We start from the raw sequence: 16,410 nt of genomic DNA, 5'->3' as shown, positions 1-16,410 counted from the left end.
CTCGATCTGGCGAGCATTCTCGCCTAAATGGGTGTCCGGTTTCATTAGACCACTACACTGCCCCTAACTCCGCTGATCAGCAGCGGCCCAGACCTAGGCAACAGGCATGAAAAGGATATCGATAGCGCTTATTCGCGGCTGCCTGCGTGGCAGCACCCTGATGTTGCTGGCTGCCCTGGCCGGCGGCGTGCAGGCTGCCGACAGCCAGTCGCTGACCCGCGCCATTAACTCCCTGATGGGCGCCCAGGTGCAAGGAGTGGCCGATGTCAACAACACCCAATCCTGGCGCGCCATTCCTTATGCGGCGCCGCCGCTGGATGATCTGCGCTGGCGTGCACCGCGCGACCCGGCGGGCTGGAGCGGCGTCCGCGACGCCAGCCAGTTCTCCAGCATCTGTTCGCAATTGGGCAGCTTCTTCGGCGCGCCGAATCCCGCCACCTTCGGTCAGCCCATCGGCTCGGAGGATTGCCTGTACCTCAACGTCTGGCGGCCGAAGAGCACGGAAAGCAACCTGCCGGTGCTGTTCTGGATTCACGGCGGCTCCAACCTCAAGGGTGCCGCTTCCGAGTTGCTGTATAACGGCGCCAATTTCGCCCGTAACGCCAACGCCATCGTGGTGTCGGTTAACTACCGGGTCGGCAGTCTGGGCTGGCTGTACAACAGCGCCCTGCAGGATGGCGATGCCCTGGATAATTCCGGCAACTTCCTCACCCTGGACCTGATCAAGGGCCTGGAGTGGGTGCGCGACAATATCGGCCAGTTTGGCGGCAACCCCAATAGCGTCACCATCGCTGGGCAGTCGGCCGGTTGCATCAACGCCTGGGGCCTGTTGCAGTCGCCGCTGGCGGAGGCCTTGGTTGACCGCATGATCTGCATGTCGGGCCTGCCCAATGCCTACCCGACCTCACTGGGCCAGCTGCAGTCCAACGCCATGCTCGACCAGTTGCTGATCGAGAAGGGCTACGCCGGCGACAAGCTGCAGGCGGCCGCGTTTCGCCAGAAGCAGAGTGCCAGCTGGATTCGCGCCTTTCTGCGCGGCCTGCCGGCGGCAGACATAGTGCGGCACACGCCGTCGCCGGTGGTGATGGGCCACTTTACCGACGGCACGGTGATCCCCTGGGCCGGTTACGCCGACCTGATCACCGGCGGCTACAACCAGGTGCCGATGATTCTGGGCACCACCAAGGATGAGGGCAGCTATTTCGCCGGTGAACTGCTGGGCTACTTCAAGCCGAATCACGCGCATATGTGGGATATGGTCAACAACCAGAACCCGGCCAACCTGAGCATCACCGATGTGGTCAAACCGGAGCTCTACCCGAGCTACCGCCCGGTGCACCGCGCCCTCAGCCTGGGTATAGACCTGACGGTGGACAATATCTGCCGCTATCTGCGCCTGCTGCAGGGCAATATCTACCGCTACAACTTCGACTGGGACGATGCCCCGGCACCCTGGAAGGAGGCCTTCGGCGGGGTGCATGGTATGGACATCCCCTTTATGTTCGGCAACTTCCCGCTGGCGCCGCAGCAGGACCTGATGCGCTTTATGAGCAGCAGCGCCACTCAGAGTCAGCGCACGGCGCTGTCCGACAAGTTCACCCAGTACCTGGCCCAGTTCATGCGCACCGGCAACCCCAACAAGGCGTCTGACGGCTTGCCCGACTGGCCCGACTGGTCGAATTTCTGGCTCTACCAGAAGCGCCTGATTCTGGATAACAGCGTCCGCAGCAGCTTGCACAACCTCTGGTTGTCGGACGTCAACGCGGCGCTGGATCAGCTCGGCACCGATGATCGGCAGAAGGTGCTGGAATTCCTGGAAAATCGGCAAGTGCGGCTGGAGGATGCCAACTAACCCTAGGCGCGAGCGCGCGCAGTAGACGGAGCCCGTTGGGTTCCGTTTTTGAACAATCGGGGAGAACAGTCGACACCAATGCCCCGGCATCAGACGGTCTTCAATCTCCGGCGGGCGCACGTGGATGCTGACCATCTAGGGCGGGTTTGGTTCTCGCACCAATTATTGTCAATGGGAACGGCCCCGTCATCGAGGTAGCGCGACAGCGCTGCCCAGCGTTTCAGGCTGTAATCCAGCGCTCTACTAATAGCCGAGCCTTCAGGCACGAGATCGCGCTGGGCGATCATCCAGGCATGCCGCGCATCCATCACCAGTACGGCTTTTTCCTGCCGTATTCGGCGTCGTAAATCCGGCTCCAGGTCGCGGATCTCACTTTCGATTTCGTACAGCAGTTGGATATAGCGCAGCGCCTGCTCGGCGAGCATGCTCTTGTTGGTGGCGTGCAGTTCGAAGAACTTGCGCCGGGCATGTGCCATGCAACCGATCTCGGTCACGCCGAGTTCGAAGCTGGCCTTGTAACCGCCAAAATCATCACAGACCAGCTTGCCTTTCCAGTCTTGCAGGAAGTTGCGAGCATGCTCACCGGCGCGGCTGGGGCTGAAGTCGTAAACGACCCCTGCCGTTTCGCAGAACTGGCTGTCCTTCCGTAGACCTGAGGCTTTAGCCAGATCATCGGCGGTAACCGATGTTTGGCGCTTTGTGTGCGAGAGATCGATTGCAGCCAACAACGACCGCTTAGGGTCGTTTTCTGCCTCTCGCGACGGGCAGAAAACGACCCATAGCTGTCCTTCGCCAAGTACAGCAAATGGCCAATCTCCGGGCGAAAGCTTTCCGCAGCAGAGACCCAAAGCTGCCGGTGGGAACCGGCAGAAACCGGCCAGGAACGGAAGCGCGGGAAGTTGCATTTGAGTATCTACGGACTAACCTCAGTGCATCATTACACTGCGGGCAGGGTGGACTTGCCGCCAAGGTGTCATTTCCCAACTGACCTCCATTTCACGTTGGCCAAGGAGCCTTATGAAGACCCTCTTGCTAAGGACGGCCCTGTTCGTTGTTTTATTATTCTTTGCCTTGCTCTTCCTTCTCGTGTCTCTTTCCTCGTACAAGGAGGTGGACGAGACGAAGACTTGGCAGAAGTTGAATGCTACTGTCACCACTGTCTCCATTTCTGAGCAGATGCGCAGTAAGGGTATGACCTATTGCCATCTGGTTAACGTGACCTTTGAGTTGAACGGACAGCAATACACTTATCCGCTCGAAATATCGCAGCGGCCCTGTAGGACCAGCCTGGAGTCGGTCGAAAGATCAGTTGCAACATTCAGGGAAGGAAAAGTGATCGAAATTCTTGTCGACCCTGCAAAGCCGGGTAGAGTGAAGCCAGGTACTTACTCACTAGGTGGGGCTTTTTACTTCGGCGTTTTCTTGAGCACGCTAGCCTTTATCGGGGCCGTAGCTGTCCTGGTGTTTCCTGCTAAGAAATCTGTCAAGTTAACGCAAAGAGAAAGCATTTCACATTCAACTTTGAGCAAGAAAGAAGTTCAGGAAAAAGTTAGCGAGCTACTCGCCGCCGGCACTGCAAAGTCGGAAGTGTTTTCACAACTCTCCGGGCGGGGTGTAAAAGACAGTCATCTTGCCTACTTTATAGCCTCGTATGCAGATCCAATTCGTTGCGACGAGCACGATCGCAAGGTCAATATTCTCATCACGATAATGTTCGCTCAGGCTTTGATTGCATTCTTTCTGGGATTGGATATCGGCGCCAGGACGGGGCCAACGGTCAAATGGATTGTGGGTGTTTCAATGACCTTGATTCCCTTGTTTTTGGTATGGGGCTTCTACAACCATCGTGTCGGTGCCTACAACGCGTACATATTCCTTGCGCTTCTTCAATTCCCAAGATCGCTTGAGGGGTTTACATCGAGTCCGGCAACAACCACTATCGCATTAGCTATAAGTATCGTTATCCTGGCTTTTGTTTGGTACGTCCGAGGAAAAATCTTTCCAGACTTCGTCTTCGTCAATCCCAGGAAAATCAAAGGCAAGTATTTCTTTAGCTCATGACTTAGGCCCGCCACGGTGGAAGAGCCCCTTCGAAAAGTGAAAAGGCTCGATGCAGTAAACTGTTGAAGCGAGCGGCATCACGCCGCAGCCCTGCCTGTTGACCACCAATCAGGCACAGATGGGCCACCTGACCAATCACTTCTGCTTGGCCTGGCATAGGGACCAAGCGGCGGCACGTCCGTATCGCGAAGTCCAGTCGTCTTGTATCAACACGCTGTTGAAACTCGCCTACCAACGGATCGTGCAGCGACCAGGCTCGGATGGAAACTTCCCGCCCAGGTTGTTTCTCAGCGGCAATACTCAAGTAGCGTTTCAAGGTTTCGCCCGCGCTACGACCCTGCGCCGCATAAGCGAGCATGCGCTCCGTGTAGTCTTCTTCCCAAGCGGCCAGCAAGGTGCGGACAAAGTCTTCGCGATTGCGGAAATGGTGATAGAACGATCCGCGGGTCACATTCAATCGGCGCGATAGGCTCTCGGCCGAAACGCCAACATGCCCTATTTGGTCGAGGGCCTCAAAACCAGCCGCGATCCAATGGTTACGAGTTAGTTTTCTCACCCGTTATTTCGCTCCATATTTAGCGCCATACAGACTGTGTATGGTGCGCAACCGATTGATACGCTGCGAACACCAGCAAAGATGGCCGTTGCGTTTTGCACGCCAGCACTTTTCATGGAGCTCGCCTTGAAGAAAATCGTTCTGGTTGCATTCGACCAATTCACTGATATCGACCTATTCCTGTTGTGGGACATTTTAGGCCGCAACACTGAAGACTGGCACGTCCGAATATTGGGTTCCAGCTCTATCGTACGATCGGCGCACGGCCTGCCTGTTTCGGTGCACGGTCCGCTTTCCGAGGCCAATAGTGCCGACGCGGTATTGTTCGTCAGCGGCAAGGAAGGGATACCCGCTGCACTTGCCGCCCCAGACTTCCTGCCGTCGTTTGAACTTGACGCCAGACGCCAGCGAATCGGCTCCATATGCGCCGGAGCTTTCATTCTCGAACGGCTTGGGCTGCTCAGCGGCCAAGCAACTACCCACCCGGATGCACGATCGAGCTTGCAAGCTCTGGGACTTGAGCCCATCGACCAGCCACTTGTATGCCAGGGGAACGTTGCTACCGCTGGCGGATGCCTTTCGGCGCTCTATCTGGTGGGATGGTTGGTTGAATCCTGGTTCGATGTCGACAAGCGCCGTGCGACGTTGCTCCCTGTTTTGCCAGCTGGGCAGCAAGAGCTCTATGAGGCCTTGATCGGGCTCAGTATCCGACAAGGAGAAGTTGGCGCCTCAACAACATTAAGTTAATCCATACTCGCTCAGCGAGGCTCTGGACCTTATCAAGGCGTGGACATTGATTATCCGCGGCCCATCGCAACAAGAAACGCGACATGGCATGTCGTCTAATTAGTAGTTAGAACTCAGGAGAGATCCCCGATGCCCCGAGAATTTGAGCTTATTATGTCCGTGCCAGTCCCCTCGAGGTCCGGCATCACCCACCTTTACAAGTCGATGAACCTGGCGGACGCTTTTACGATTCGGCTCCCTGCGGGCACATCTGGCAATCCAGATGTGCTAGCTCGATTCATCTTTTCCCACCAGCCATCCTGGGTCGGATGGCTCATCAAAGTCCGAGACACTATCGTTGCCTGTTTTGGTCTCAAGACAGCCAAACATTTGGCATCACTTGCTAACCGGATTGGAGCCTTCAAGGTCTACAGCACCAACCAGACTGAAATCGTGTTGGGAGAGGACGACCAGCACCTCGACTTCCGGATATCGATCCTATGTTCTGGAGAGGCAGAGCCAGAAGGCAGTCGCCAACTCGTTTTTTCAACCGTGGTCCAGTGCCACAACCGTCTAGGCCGGGCCTACCTCTTCGTTATTGCCCCATTTCACCGCTTGGTTGTCAAGGCCAGCCTCCTCCGTGCAGCGCGCGTCGGTTGGCCTCTGGCTACCTGCCCCTAAGCACTGTTCGCCCTGCGTCCGTCCCTGGAGCGCCCAATGCCACCCATCACCACGCGCCTGGTGGCGCTGTTGATTCTTTGCCTGACGCGTGAAGTGCCAGCCCAAACCAACGCCTGCCCAGCTGGCGAGAAACAAGTGTGCCTGGATAGCTGCATCTGCCTGCCAGACCTAGGACAGGTGCTCGGCCCCATGCCTGATGGTATCTACCAGATCGCGGCACCTGCGCTGGCGCTGTGGCTGACCCAAGCCCGCACTGAAGCAGCCACCGCCGATATCCGACCCATTCCACCGCACATCCGCGAGCAATTGCTGCGCTGGTACGACCCCAGCGTCCTCGATACCGCGCGCTACAAAGTGAGCGACAACGGCCAATTCAACGCCGCCACTGCCATGCTGCAAAACCCCGATGTGAGTGCCGTGACGCTGATCGACATCATCCTCTTCCGGGATGCTCAAACCGCAGAACAGAACATCGCGCTCTGGGCTCACGAGTTAAAGCATGTGCAGCAGTATCAGGAATGGGGGGTAGAAGGATTTGCCCAGCGGTATACGCAAGATTTCAATGCTGTGGAGGCACCGGCTTATGCCATCCAGGCAGAGGTCAGACGATGGATGCGCGAAGGGACTTACTGAAGAGCTGCCGGTCGGGATGGTTTTGAATCAGTTTCGCAAGTCACCCGCTTTGATGAAGTCGATGAGGGCTTTCAAGGCCGGTGGCACATGGCGTCGGCTGGAGTAATAAAGAAAAAATCGGCTTGGCGGGGCTTTCCATTCCTGAAGTATTTCTCTTAGATGCCCGTTGCGGATTTCGTCGCGCGCCAGCTCCTCGTAGACATAGGCAATACCAGCGCCATCTTTCGCCGCCTGGATCATCAGCGCATCGTCTTCCAGAATGAGCGGGCCTGTGACGGATAACCGTATCGGTTGAGCGCCTGCTTGATACTCCCAAGCGTAAAGTTTGCCACTGGGAAAACGCCTGGCAATGCACGCATGCTCGAGCAAGTCGCGGGGGGCGTGCACGGTCCCCTTTTCGGCCAGATAGGCATCCGCAGCGACGGTCACGAACGATTGAGGGGCGCCGACAGGGACTGCGATCATGTCGCCGGCCAGGCTTTCACCAAAGCGGACTCCCGCGTCAAATCCGCCGTTCACGATATCGATCAATCCATCATCGGTGATCAGGTCTAACTGAATACGTGGATACCTGGCCACGAAGGGCGCGAGCACTTTCGCAAACACGATACGAGCCGCCGGACGCGCCACGTTGAGGCGGAGTTTGCCTGCGGGCACTTCCTGCATCGAGGTCAATTGCGCCAATACATCGGCAACCTGGTTCAGGGTCGGGACCAGCGTCGCCAATAGCTGCTGGCCGGCCTCGGTCGGGGTCACGCTACGAGTGGTTCGGTTCAGCAGTCTGATGCCCAGGCGTGCCTCCAACGCTCGCATCGCGTGACTCAACGCGGAAGCCGAAACGCCACGCTCGTCGGCGGCCTTGCGAAAGCTGCGATGGCGAGCGACGGCGGCAAAGGCATCGAGTTCAGAGAGATCGGGGTGAATACTCATGAATGTTGTTCAGTAGTTCAAATACGATTACCCATCTTATCGTCATCAGATCTCTCCCGGATACTTCTCACATCATTTGTGGAGAGGTCGCTATGCAAAAGAATCGCCTTGGATCATCGGATTTCCTGATTTCGCCTATTGGCCTGGGGACGTGGGCAATCGCTGGCACAGGTTGGGAGTACAGTTGGGGCGCGCAGGATGACAAGGACAGCCTGAGTGCACTTGAATATGCCGTCGAACGCGGCGTGAACTGGATTGATACCGCTGCGGTTTATGGCTTGGGCCATGCGGAGCAATTAGTCGGGCAATTGCTGCGTCGGGTGCCGGTCTCTCGGCGTCCTTTGGTGTTCACCAAAGGCAGCCTGGTCTGGGACCCGGTCACGAAGCAGATTTCGCACTCCCTGGTCCCCCAATCCTTGCTCGCCGAGATCGACGCAAGCTTGCGTAGGCTCCAAGTCGAGACGATCGATCTGTATCAGATCCACTGGCCTGCCTTTCCTGCCGACGCAAGCTGTGAAGGTATTGAAATGGCGCTTTCGGCTTTGGCAGCCGCGCGCGATCAAGGAAAAATTCGCGCTATCGGCGTATCGAATTTCGATGTCGCTCAACTCAAGCGGGCGCAGGCGGTGACAGAGATCGTTTCGCTCCAGCCGCCGTACTCCGCCTTGATGCGGGACATCGAGAAAGATGTTCTGCCATTCTGTGAGCAGGCCGGGTTGGGTGTCCTTGCCTATTCCACACTGCAATCGGGGCTACTGTCCGGCAGCATGACGCGCGAACGCATCTCGCAATTGCCCGAAGACGATTGGCGCAAGGCCCGAAGTGCTGATTTTCAGGAGCCCCGTTTGAGTGCGAACCTAGCATTGGTTGACGTCATGGCGCGTATTGGAGAAAGGCACGGAGTGAGCGCTGCGGCGGTCGCTATCGCCTGGGTACTTCGCCAACCGGTAGTGATGGGCGCTATTGTCGGAGCCCGCCGTCCCGCACAAGTAGACGGGCTGATTGCAGCCTCGGCGTTGCGCCTTAGCGCCGCCGAAATCGACGAAATTCGACCGTTCCTGCCCTCGGGCATGGGAACAAATGTCCCCGGCGCCGCCTGACTCTGTTGAACAGAGGGTGAGCGTTCGCCGACCAATCTTGTCGTGCGTGAGTCCGATCATCGGCTGGCCGAATAGCGTCCGATCCGCGTGCTCACATCGACCCACACGGCCAACACCAGAATGCTGCCTTTGACAATCATCTGCCAGTAGCTGTCTACGTCGAGCATGGACATGCCGTTATCCAGACTGGTGATGACCAGCGCGCCGAGGAGGGCGCCGTAGACCGTGCCGGAGCCGCCGCGCATGGAGGTACCATCGATGAAGCAGGCGGCGATGGCGTCGAGTTCGCCCATGCTGCCTGACCGCCGGCATCACCGTGCCACATCGCTCTGGTCGCAGAAATTTGAAATGCACGGCGTTACTCGACAAAATCGCGCCCCGATCCGGCCAAAGGTTTCGGACACTCGTGGTGAAAAGGAACTGCAGTTGAACGAACACACATTGTCCATGCGCCTGGAGCGCGTGGCGGCGTATATACCAGCAGGCGCGCGCCTGGCCGATATCGGCTCGGATCACGGCTACCTGCCGGTGGCGTTGATGCGCCGTGGCGCCATCGCGGCGGCGGTGGCCGGCGAGGTGGCATTGACGCCGTTCCACTCGGCCGAACGCACCGTGCGCGAGAACGGTTTTGAACAGCGGATCACCGTGCGCCTGGCCGATGGCCTGGCGGCGATCGAGCCGGGCGACGGGATCACGGCGATCAGTATCTGTGGCATGGGCGGCGAGACGATCCGCGACATCCTCGACAGCGGCAAGGCGCACCTGAGCGGCCAAGAGCGATTGATCCTGCAACCCAACGGCGGCGAGCAGCCACTGCGCCAATGGCTAATGGAAAATGGCTACCGCATTCTCTGCGAGGAGCTGCTGCGGGAAAATCGCTTCTACTACGAGATCATCGTCGCCGAGCGCGCCGGGCCGGTGCTGTACACCGCCGAGGAACTGTACTTCGGCCCACTGCAGATGCAGGCACGCAGCCCGGCATTCCTGGTCAAGTGGCAGCGCATTCTGCGCCACAAACAGCAGACCCTGACCAGCTTCGCCCAAGCGCGGCAGGCCGTGCCCGAGGAGAAGGTGCAAGACATCGCCCGGCAGGCCCGGTGGATCACCGAACTGCTGGCTTGAGCGTCAGGCGTACAAGCCATACCCTGCCGCGATGATCAGCGGCGAAACCAGCAGCGTTGCCCAGAACCCCGATTTTGGAACAGCAATGACGCAAATGATCGAGATCATCAGCACATAGATGCCAACAATTTTAAGTAGCGCGAGATCACCCACTGCTACGGCGTGGATCGCTGTATGCCCTGCGAGCATAAAAAGCGGCCCCAGCAGGGTAAACCAGAGGGCAGTACGCCGATCTTCGTGCGTTCTGAATTGGTCAACGAAGCCAGAGTCTACAGCGGCGGCGAATGCTGTTTTGAACTTGATGATACCGAATGGAATATGGAGGGCGCCCAAGGCGAACAGCGTCCATGCGACGATGTTTGACATATTTCAAATGCTCCGTAACGGTAAGGTTGGATGAGTATCTAGCGTTTGGAGCAGTCTTTAGCCCGCATGTTAGGCTGCGCCACCGACGGCACGCCAGGCGCATTTGCCGAGGAACCTGCACAAATCTTCTAAACGTCCTTTTCCATTGCGCGGTAGTTTAGTTATCCGCACAGATAAACGCTGAACCATTACCGATGGAGCCTTCCGTGGATAGACGCAACTGGATTGAGTTGTCCCAGGACGCCGATACCGGGATTGAATCGATTCGTGCCCATTTTCAGGGGCATGCCTACGATCCGCATTGGCATGACAGTTTTCTGGTGGGGGTTACCGAGCAGGGCGTGCAGCAGTTCAATTGCCGGCGCGTTCGCCACCTCAGTACGCCGGGCAAGGTATTCATGCTGGAACCGGGGGAAATCCACGATGGGCATGCGCCTACCGAGGAGGGTTTCACCTATTCCATGCTCTACCTCGATCCGCACTGGCTGGAGCGGGAGTTGCACGCGTTGTTCGAGCACGCGCCGGCCAACAGTCAGCCGGGTTTTGCCGACACATTGAGCCAGGATCCGCGCCTGGCCACCGCCATTTTTCAAGCCTTCCACGCGCTTCATGAGGGCGACTTGCGCATTGTGCGCCAGAACGCCATCGACACCTTGTTGGGCGCGCTCACTTGCCATCTTGATTGGCGCAAGCGTCAGGCCTTTGATCCGCGCTTGCCGTGGGTGGCCCAGGTTGCGCGTGACTATTTGCATGCCCATGTCTACGAAGACATCGGCCTGGATGATCTGGCCCAAGCGTGTGGGGTTGATCGCTTTCGTCTGACGCGGGCCTTCAAGGCAGCCTTTGGGCTGGCGCCTCATGCTTATTTGATCCAACTGCGCCTGGCCAAGGCGCGACAGTTGCTGGCGCGGGGCGAGTCGCCGGCGCAGGTAGCCAGTGCTCTCGGGTTCGCCGATCAAAGCCATATGGGGCGCTGGTTCCGCCGTGCTTACCAGCTCACACCCGCGGATTACCGCAAGCGCTGCTCAAACCTTCCAGACTGAATCCCACTGATTCGCGACCATGGTTTCCCAATTTATAAAGGAGTCCATGCCATGGAATCGTTGCTGCCTTTCCTGCTGTTTGCGTTCGTTGCCTCGATTACCCCGGGACCGACCAATATTCTGGTGTTGAGCCACAGTTCGCGGCGGGGCCTGGGTGCCACGCTGCCTATTATTTTTGGCGCCTGCGTGGCGGCGGCGCTGATTGTGTTTGCAGTCGGGCTCGGCGTGGGCGAAACGCTGCTGCGGTTTCCGCGTGTGCAGCAGGCGATGGCTTGGGCCGGGGTGCTCTGGTTGAGTTGGCTGGCCTGGCAGATCTTTCAAAGCGCGCCGCCGTCCCGGGAATCAGCCACCCCGCGCGACGAAGGTCTCAGCGTGTTCGGCGCCGCCACCCTGCAATTGGTCAACCCCAAGGTCTGGATGATGGCGGTGGCGGTGGTGAGCGTATTTGTCGGTGGCGGCGACAAGCCCCTGCGGCTGCTGGTGTTGTCGCTGATGTTTCTGTTGGTCTCCGTGCCGTGCATGACCCTGTGGGCGTTGCTCGGCGTGGGCAGTGCCCGGGCTTTTGGTTCGCCACAGGCGTTCAAACGCATGAACACTGCACTGGCTTTTTTGCTGCTGATGTCGGCCTGGTTGACCGTGCTGATGTAGGAATGGACTGGCGCATCCATGCGCCAAATCACCGGTGTTAGCGCTTGATCAGGGAAATCTTGGTTCCTTCGATGCTGATCCCGGCCATTAACCCCTGCTGGTCGAAAATGAACGCATAGGCATCGTCCTTTATCGTCGTGCTGGACATGTTCTTCGCCACCCCTTCATCAACCATAACAACAGTGGGTCCTACGCCGATTTCCCAACCCTTGGTTTGACGTATGTAGTCCACGGCTTTGTCGGTCATCAGGAAAACCGCATAGCCGTACGACTGGGCGCCTGCTTGCAGCCCCCAAGACCCGGTTACGGAGTTGTAATAATTCTCTACTTTCTTGTCCTTCAACAACACGCCTTCGCCATAGCTGCCGCCAAACACAAGGCCCGCCTTGATGATTTTCGGGAAGACAAGAATCGCTTTGGCGTTGTGCGAAATGCTTTCAGCAAATGGCGTGGACTTGTAGAGAGTTTGCAACGCTTGCCGAGAGTCAACATCCAGATCCTCGGCGCTTGCCGCACTCGCAGTGTTCAAGAAGCTGGCCGATGCCAGTGTCGCAAGGACAATCGATAGGAAGAACCGCATTGACTGAGTCATGTTAGTACTCCGATACGGGAGCATTGGATGTGAGCAGCAGTCAGCACTTGCCCCTCGGCAACATCCGAGCCTGCTGAAATTATCCGGCGCACCCTAAAGTAAGTGAGCTACTGACTTCGCCCTTGAATGAAGCCTTTGATCATTGGCGACGTCATCACCTGCTTTGACCTCTTTGTATCAGCCGGGTTCGTCGTCAGAAACTGCCATGGCCAACTGTAAAAATAACGGACACTCACAAGGTGCCCGTCATCTAAATCGAAAGACCATACCGATATTCTTGCTCTGTCCCTTCTTGCCAGGACATAGGTTCGATCAGGAAGCCACACCGTTCGAGTACTTTTGCCGAGCCGATATTTCCAGCGTATACGTTGGCAACCAGTTGTTTAAGATTCCAATGTAACTGCGCCTCCTGGATCAAATGCTCCACCGCCAGCGTTGCCAGTCCCCGTCCACAAGCGCTTTGAGCAATCCGATAGCCAACTTCTGCCGACCGCTCGGACATGTCGATGCCTTTCAGGTTCGCTCGCCCAACTATTTTTCCGTCAACCTCTTCGAGGACAAAGGGGTGCCAGGTTCCGGCGGTAAAACCAGATAAATAAGCCGCAATGTGATCGGTGACGCCCTGCAGCGAGTAAAAAGCAGCCTCGCGCGCGTCAATGAAACGCTCGAACCACTCGCGATTGTCCAATTCAAATGTCAGCAACGCCTCAGCGTCAGTATTTTGGAGGGTGCGAATTCTGACGGGTTTCATAAGGTCGCCTCCCTTTTCGGTAGAACTACTGGGTCGTTGTGTGGTGGATCAGGTTGTGAATTCCGAGAGTGCCTCAAAATACCTGGATCAGCTCTCAGAGGAAATGATTGAGTCGTGACTGGGTTCAGCAGCCAGTTTCAATCGGTCGGCTTTACTAATGTATTTAGACTTGCTTGGCGGTGCCAATTTGGCGCTGGCCTTTTTAGCGTGCGCTTTTAATAACTGCTTTATTTTTTTACGACGATTCATGTTTTCTACTCGGCTTGTAAGTTCTTGAATGATGGCAGAGGTTGTCGCACGAAGATTAGGTAGTGAGATAGGGCTCCACTGCGTTTTCGAGCATGCCCACCAGTTCAGGGATCCATGTAGTGAAAGTCGTCGGGAATATCCAAAGAGTGAATCCGTTTGTGTTCAAGCAGGCGAGGGTACTGGGCCTGCAGGCGATTCAAGTGTTTGCGTTCCATGACAAAGATGACATCGGCCCAGCAAATATCCGCTGGGCCGATGGGTTTGCGTGCGTTCGGGCTTGTGCCCGCCGAGCGGGCATGGAATCCGGGGCGGCGGTGCCAAATCGCTTCAGCCGTGGGACTGCGCCATTGGTTACGACTGCAGACGAACAGGAGGTTTGTCACTCTTGATCCAACAGTTGGCGGGTGGTGCGGGGTCAGCAGCCCCGGTAATACGAGTTGCGAGTATGGTAAGCGTGAATCGGGGCAATGGCCAGTTGTTGAGTTCCTGATACCAGCAGCGTTCGCTTCTGGTTGCTGCCCAAAGCGTTATCTGGAAGAAGCTTCCTTCGCTGGCCATCTTGAGGCGGCAAGCCTGACCTTGGTTGGCGGGACGGCGTGGGAAGCACTGATCGTGCGTGCGGCGCTCAGAGTGAACGCCAGTTATCACTTCGTTTTCACAACCGTTGGGGCGGTGAACACTTGTTTTAGCTAATTCGCAGATTGCGTTTGCGAGTCTCTGGTAAATCTTGTAGTCAGAAAATGTTTACAAAACGTTTTTAGCATATTAGGCTTTCCCTCAATGAGAAGAGGATCTTCTCATTGAGGGAGCTGTATCAGTGAAAGGAATGACATCTCATATGCTAATTGCCGCTATTCAGACACCGTAGAATTCGGGCAATAAAATTTCCTACTAATTTTTTATATCTCGTACCCATAACGGGCACTTTACAGTGCGCGGCGCCTGGGGCATGGAAAATTAGTCGTATTTAATAGCACACGAAAATGTCCTGTACCACATCAGTCAACATGGAGTTGTAATGATCAACGAAAGGTTTCAAGTCACCGAAGATCAGGTGATGAAATTTCGCAGGCAGGGCTTTCTTTTTCTCAAAGGTTTTTACAATAGAGATATAACCGGCTATTTAACATCCACCATTGGTGATCGTATCTCCACGCCTACTGATAAATATCAGAGCGGCTTTAGCCGTTTGGCATTTGATATGTATGATGGCGATCCGATGATTGCCAGCGTTATTCAAGATGATCACTTCAAAAATGTCATGAAAACGTTGACGGGTAAAACCATGTTTTTTGCCCAAGCTCTTTCCTTCGAGCTTGAAAAGATGAAAAACAAGGGCTTCCCTTGGCATATCGGTACGCAAAGTTTCGGCTATCACCAAGCGGAAGATTATGGCTGCACAATCTGGGCTCCTTTGGTAAATATCGACCCCAAAGGGCAACGAGGCGGTATGGCGTATGTGCCAAAAGACGCCGTATCGGGGGCGTTCATGTATGAACACGTCGATCCTTCGATTTTCCAACTCCTATCGGAACGTATTGAACGAGGTGAGGAGACCACCATCGATGAGTTCGTGCACCTTCGCGATGGTCCGTTGAATGACCCAGCGATTAAAAAGCTACTGGATCACTTTGCCGTCGAGGACGAATTCGAGGTGGGTGATGCGCTCATTTTCGACAAGAATGTCATTCACCGAAGCATCATGCTTGAGGAAGGCCCCGTAAGCTCGCGCGCAGCGTTTGTCATGCGCTTCTTCTGCGACACCAGTACCTATGACTATCGTCGCGCTCATGACCTTGAAATTCCCCGCGAACATTTCAAATACTCGGGGCCGACGCGCTTTCACTTAGAAGTCGCAAAGGAACATGGCGAACTTCTTGTTGACAGCCCGTTCTTTGAAGGTCAAGAGTACCGTTCGTTAAAAATTTCAAAAACAAGTTGAATAATCACAAGGGCTTATGCCCTTCTTTTGTTTTGCGTGGAGATAAACAGTGGAAGAATATCTTTTTTACGTGACGATATCATGCTTGACGATCGCCAGTCCGGGTCCTGGGGTGTTACTTACATTAACAAACTCACTCACCTATGGACTGAAGAATGCTTTGCCTGGAATCCTTGGAGTGACCCTCGGCATGGGGGGGATTTCTATCATTGCGGCAAGCAGTGTAGGAGCGATTATTTCCAGCTCTGCCTGGATGATGAACGTCGTTAAACTAATGGGTGCGGCTTACCTGATCTACCTTGGATTAAAGCTCCTGCGATCCAAGCCGAAACTTCAAAATAACCTCAATGAAATAACACACTCTGAATACACCCCCAGTGTAATAGCCCGATTCAGGCAGGGTTTTTTCATTTCGATGCTTAATCCCAAGCCAATCGTTTTCTTCATGGCTCTTTTTCCGCAATTCATAAAGGCAGACCAACCGTTCGTTCCTCAATTCACATTGTTGGCGTCGACGTTTTGCGCACTGGTGTGCTTGATTCACTTCACCTATGGCTATATCGCCACCTCAGCACGACAAAAAGTTTCTCTTGGCAGGGGCTTTTTGATCGTCAATAGAATTGGGGGTGTGGTGTTTATCTGCTTCTCGGCAGCCCTTATTTTCTCCATCAACTTTAGCTTGATGATCGAAAGCGTGTGAAGTCCTCGGATTTTGTCTGCTGCGACATATAAATTTCTGATCTCATTTAGGTGGCTTTTTATCTCGTAACAGAGACAAACGGATCAGAACAATACACGCTTTATATCACCTGGTTACGGCATTCACTGCGTACCAGGTTTTTCTGTATTTTTTCAGGCGGATAGGCACACCAAAAAAAGTAGTTTGTTTGTAGTGGGAACCAAAACTTAATCTTCATATTTATGAAGTCATATGCAGGCCGGCGACGTAGTTGCCATGAAGGGGAAATCACTTCATCCAGGAATCTACGATATCGATCTAATTATTGTTCAAAATAAAAACAAAACATCACACATGCTTAGCGCGCTAATTAAAAGCTGATTAACTACTTTTGCTTCCACTTGCCATTCGTCGTCATGCAGAAAAAAAATTCAACCTTTTCGAGAGCGGGTGACTCCCACTAATACAGCCATCAAGTC

General features: G+C 55.4%; 17 protein-coding genes and 4 pseudogenes. 12 read left to right on the top strand and 9 right to left on the bottom strand.

Annotated features, from left to right (window positions below; genetic code table 11):
* Window positions 1–106 precede the first annotated feature (106 nt).
* Entirely contained in the window at window positions 107–1,852 is a 1,746-nt protein-coding gene (locus NHU87_RS14240) for a carboxylesterase/lipase family protein (RefSeq protein WP_253549432.1), read from the top strand.
* A 137-nt stretch (window positions 1,853–1,989) separates the two neighbouring features.
* Here NHU87_RS14240 and NHU87_RS28620 read toward each other — a convergent pair.
* Window positions 1,990–2,484 (bottom strand): annotated as a pseudogene (locus NHU87_RS28620) (IS66 family transposase); the annotation flags it as partial.
* Between the two features lie 385 nt (window positions 2,485–2,869).
* Here NHU87_RS28620 and NHU87_RS14230 point away from each other — a divergent pair.
* Window positions 2,870–3,913, top strand: a complete 1,044-nt coding sequence (locus NHU87_RS14230) for a DUF3592 domain-containing protein (protein WP_253549429.1) — start codon at window positions 2,870–2,872, stop codon at window positions 3,911–3,913.
* A gap of 1 nt (window position 3,914) precedes the next feature.
* Here NHU87_RS14230 and NHU87_RS14225 read toward each other — a convergent pair whose 3' ends face one another.
* On the bottom strand, window positions 3,915–4,469 hold the full coding sequence (locus tag NHU87_RS14225) for a TetR/AcrR family transcriptional regulator (protein WP_253549426.1): 555 nt from the start codon (window positions 4,467–4,469) through the stop codon (window positions 3,915–3,917).
* 126 nt (window positions 4,470–4,595) lie between these two features.
* Between NHU87_RS14225 and NHU87_RS14220 the strand changes: the two genes are divergently transcribed.
* The 3 genes from NHU87_RS14220 to NHU87_RS14210 all read left to right on the top strand — a co-directional run bounded on the left by NHU87_RS14220 (window position 4,596) and on the right by NHU87_RS14210 (window position 6,509).
* The gene (locus NHU87_RS14220) at window positions 4,596–5,216 is read left to right on the top strand and encodes a DJ-1/PfpI family protein (RefSeq protein ID WP_253549423.1); all 621 of its coding nucleotides are present in this window, start codon (window positions 4,596–4,598) and stop codon (window positions 5,214–5,216) included.
* 129 nt (window positions 5,217–5,345) lie between these two features.
* Entirely contained in the window at window positions 5,346–5,876 is a 531-nt protein-coding gene (locus NHU87_RS14215) for a DUF2867 domain-containing protein (RefSeq protein WP_367399030.1), read from the top strand.
* A gap of 36 nt (window positions 5,877–5,912) precedes the next feature.
* Window positions 5,913–6,509, top strand: a complete 597-nt coding sequence (locus NHU87_RS14210; protein WP_253549420.1) for an eCIS core domain-containing protein — start codon at window positions 5,913–5,915, stop codon at window positions 6,507–6,509.
* Between the two features lie 27 nt (window positions 6,510–6,536).
* On the opposite strand, the gene NHU87_RS14205 is transcribed toward NHU87_RS14210, so the two are convergent.
* Entirely contained in the window at window positions 6,537–7,439 is a 903-nt protein-coding gene (locus NHU87_RS14205) for a LysR family transcriptional regulator (protein ID WP_253549418.1), read from the bottom strand.
* A 92-nt stretch (window positions 7,440–7,531) separates the two neighbouring features.
* Here NHU87_RS14205 and NHU87_RS14200 point away from each other — a divergent pair, with 92 nt between their 5' ends.
* The gene (locus tag NHU87_RS14200; RefSeq protein WP_253549415.1) at window positions 7,532–8,539 is read left to right on the top strand and encodes an aldo/keto reductase; all 1,008 of its coding nucleotides are present in this window, start codon (window positions 7,532–7,534) and stop codon (window positions 8,537–8,539) included.
* Between the two features lie 56 nt (window positions 8,540–8,595).
* On the opposite strand, the pseudogene NHU87_RS14195 reads toward NHU87_RS14200, so the two are convergent.
* Window positions 8,596–8,841: pseudogene (locus NHU87_RS14195) on the bottom strand (sugar ABC transporter permease); the annotation flags it as partial.
* A 124-nt stretch (window positions 8,842–8,965) separates the two neighbouring features.
* On the opposite strand from NHU87_RS14195, the gene NHU87_RS14190 reads away from it, so the two are divergent.
* On the top strand, window positions 8,966–9,661 hold the full coding sequence (locus NHU87_RS14190) for a tRNA (adenine(22)-N(1))-methyltransferase (protein WP_301271445.1): 696 nt from the start codon (window positions 8,966–8,968) through the stop codon (window positions 9,659–9,661).
* Window positions 9,662–9,664: 3 nt separating this feature from the next.
* Here NHU87_RS14190 and NHU87_RS14185 read toward each other — a convergent pair whose 3' ends face one another.
* The gene (locus tag NHU87_RS14185) at window positions 9,665–10,027 is read right to left on the bottom strand and encodes a DUF6463 family protein (protein WP_253549409.1); all 363 of its coding nucleotides are present in this window, start codon (window positions 10,025–10,027) and stop codon (window positions 9,665–9,667) included.
* Window positions 10,028–10,233: 206 nt separating this feature from the next.
* Between NHU87_RS14185 and NHU87_RS14180 the strand changes: the two genes are divergently transcribed.
* Complete coding sequence (locus tag NHU87_RS14180; RefSeq protein WP_253549406.1) at window positions 10,234–11,070, top strand: AraC family transcriptional regulator; 837 nt, start codon at window positions 10,234–10,236, stop codon at window positions 11,068–11,070.
* A gap of 51 nt (window positions 11,071–11,121) precedes the next feature.
* Window positions 11,122–11,718, top strand: coding sequence for a LysE family translocator (locus NHU87_RS14175; protein WP_253549403.1), 597 nt, complete (start codon window positions 11,122–11,124; stop codon window positions 11,716–11,718).
* A gap of 37 nt (window positions 11,719–11,755) precedes the next feature.
* Here NHU87_RS14175 and NHU87_RS14170 read toward each other — a convergent pair whose 3' ends face one another.
* The 4 genes and pseudogenes from NHU87_RS14170 to NHU87_RS14155 form a co-directional block, all read right to left on the bottom strand.
* Window positions 11,756–12,310, bottom strand: a complete 555-nt coding sequence (locus NHU87_RS14170) for a YSC84-related protein (RefSeq protein ID WP_253549401.1) — start codon at window positions 12,308–12,310, stop codon at window positions 11,756–11,758.
* 250 nt (window positions 12,311–12,560) lie between these two features.
* A complete protein-coding gene (locus NHU87_RS14165; RefSeq protein ID WP_253549399.1) occupies window positions 12,561–13,061 on the bottom strand; it encodes a GNAT family N-acetyltransferase in 501 nt (166 codons plus the stop codon).
* An 87-nt stretch (window positions 13,062–13,148) separates the two neighbouring features.
* On the bottom strand, window positions 13,149–13,310 hold the full coding sequence (locus NHU87_RS14160; RefSeq protein WP_253549397.1) for a DUF2986 domain-containing protein: 162 nt from the start codon (window positions 13,308–13,310) through the stop codon (window positions 13,149–13,151).
* A gap of 55 nt (window positions 13,311–13,365) precedes the next feature.
* A pseudogene (locus tag NHU87_RS14155) lies at window positions 13,366–13,693 on the bottom strand (low molecular weight protein tyrosine phosphatase family protein).
* 152 nt (window positions 13,694–13,845) lie between these two features.
* Between NHU87_RS14155 and NHU87_RS28615 the strand changes: the two are divergent.
* The 3 genes and pseudogenes from NHU87_RS28615 to NHU87_RS14145 form a co-directional block, all read left to right on the top strand.
* A pseudogene (locus NHU87_RS28615) lies at window positions 13,846–13,952 on the top strand (NADPH:quinone oxidoreductase); the annotation flags it as partial.
* Window positions 13,953–14,328: 376 nt separating this feature from the next.
* The gene (locus NHU87_RS14150) at window positions 14,329–15,252 is read left to right on the top strand and encodes a hypothetical protein (protein WP_253549394.1); all 924 of its coding nucleotides are present in this window, start codon (window positions 14,329–14,331) and stop codon (window positions 15,250–15,252) included.
* 49 nt (window positions 15,253–15,301) lie between these two features.
* The gene (locus NHU87_RS14145) at window positions 15,302–15,952 is read left to right on the top strand and encodes a LysE family translocator (protein WP_253549391.1); all 651 of its coding nucleotides are present in this window, start codon (window positions 15,302–15,304) and stop codon (window positions 15,950–15,952) included.
* The last annotated feature ends 458 nt before the right edge of the window (window positions 15,953–16,410 follow it).

Origin of the sequence: Pseudomonas mandelii, from assembly GCF_024138395.1 — a bacterium.
Classification (GTDB): domain Bacteria; phylum Pseudomonadota; class Gammaproteobacteria; order Pseudomonadales; family Pseudomonadaceae; genus Aquipseudomonas; species Aquipseudomonas mandelii_E.
Note: the sequence above shows the minus strand (reverse complement) of the source record. Positions and strands in the feature narration are given on the sequence as shown.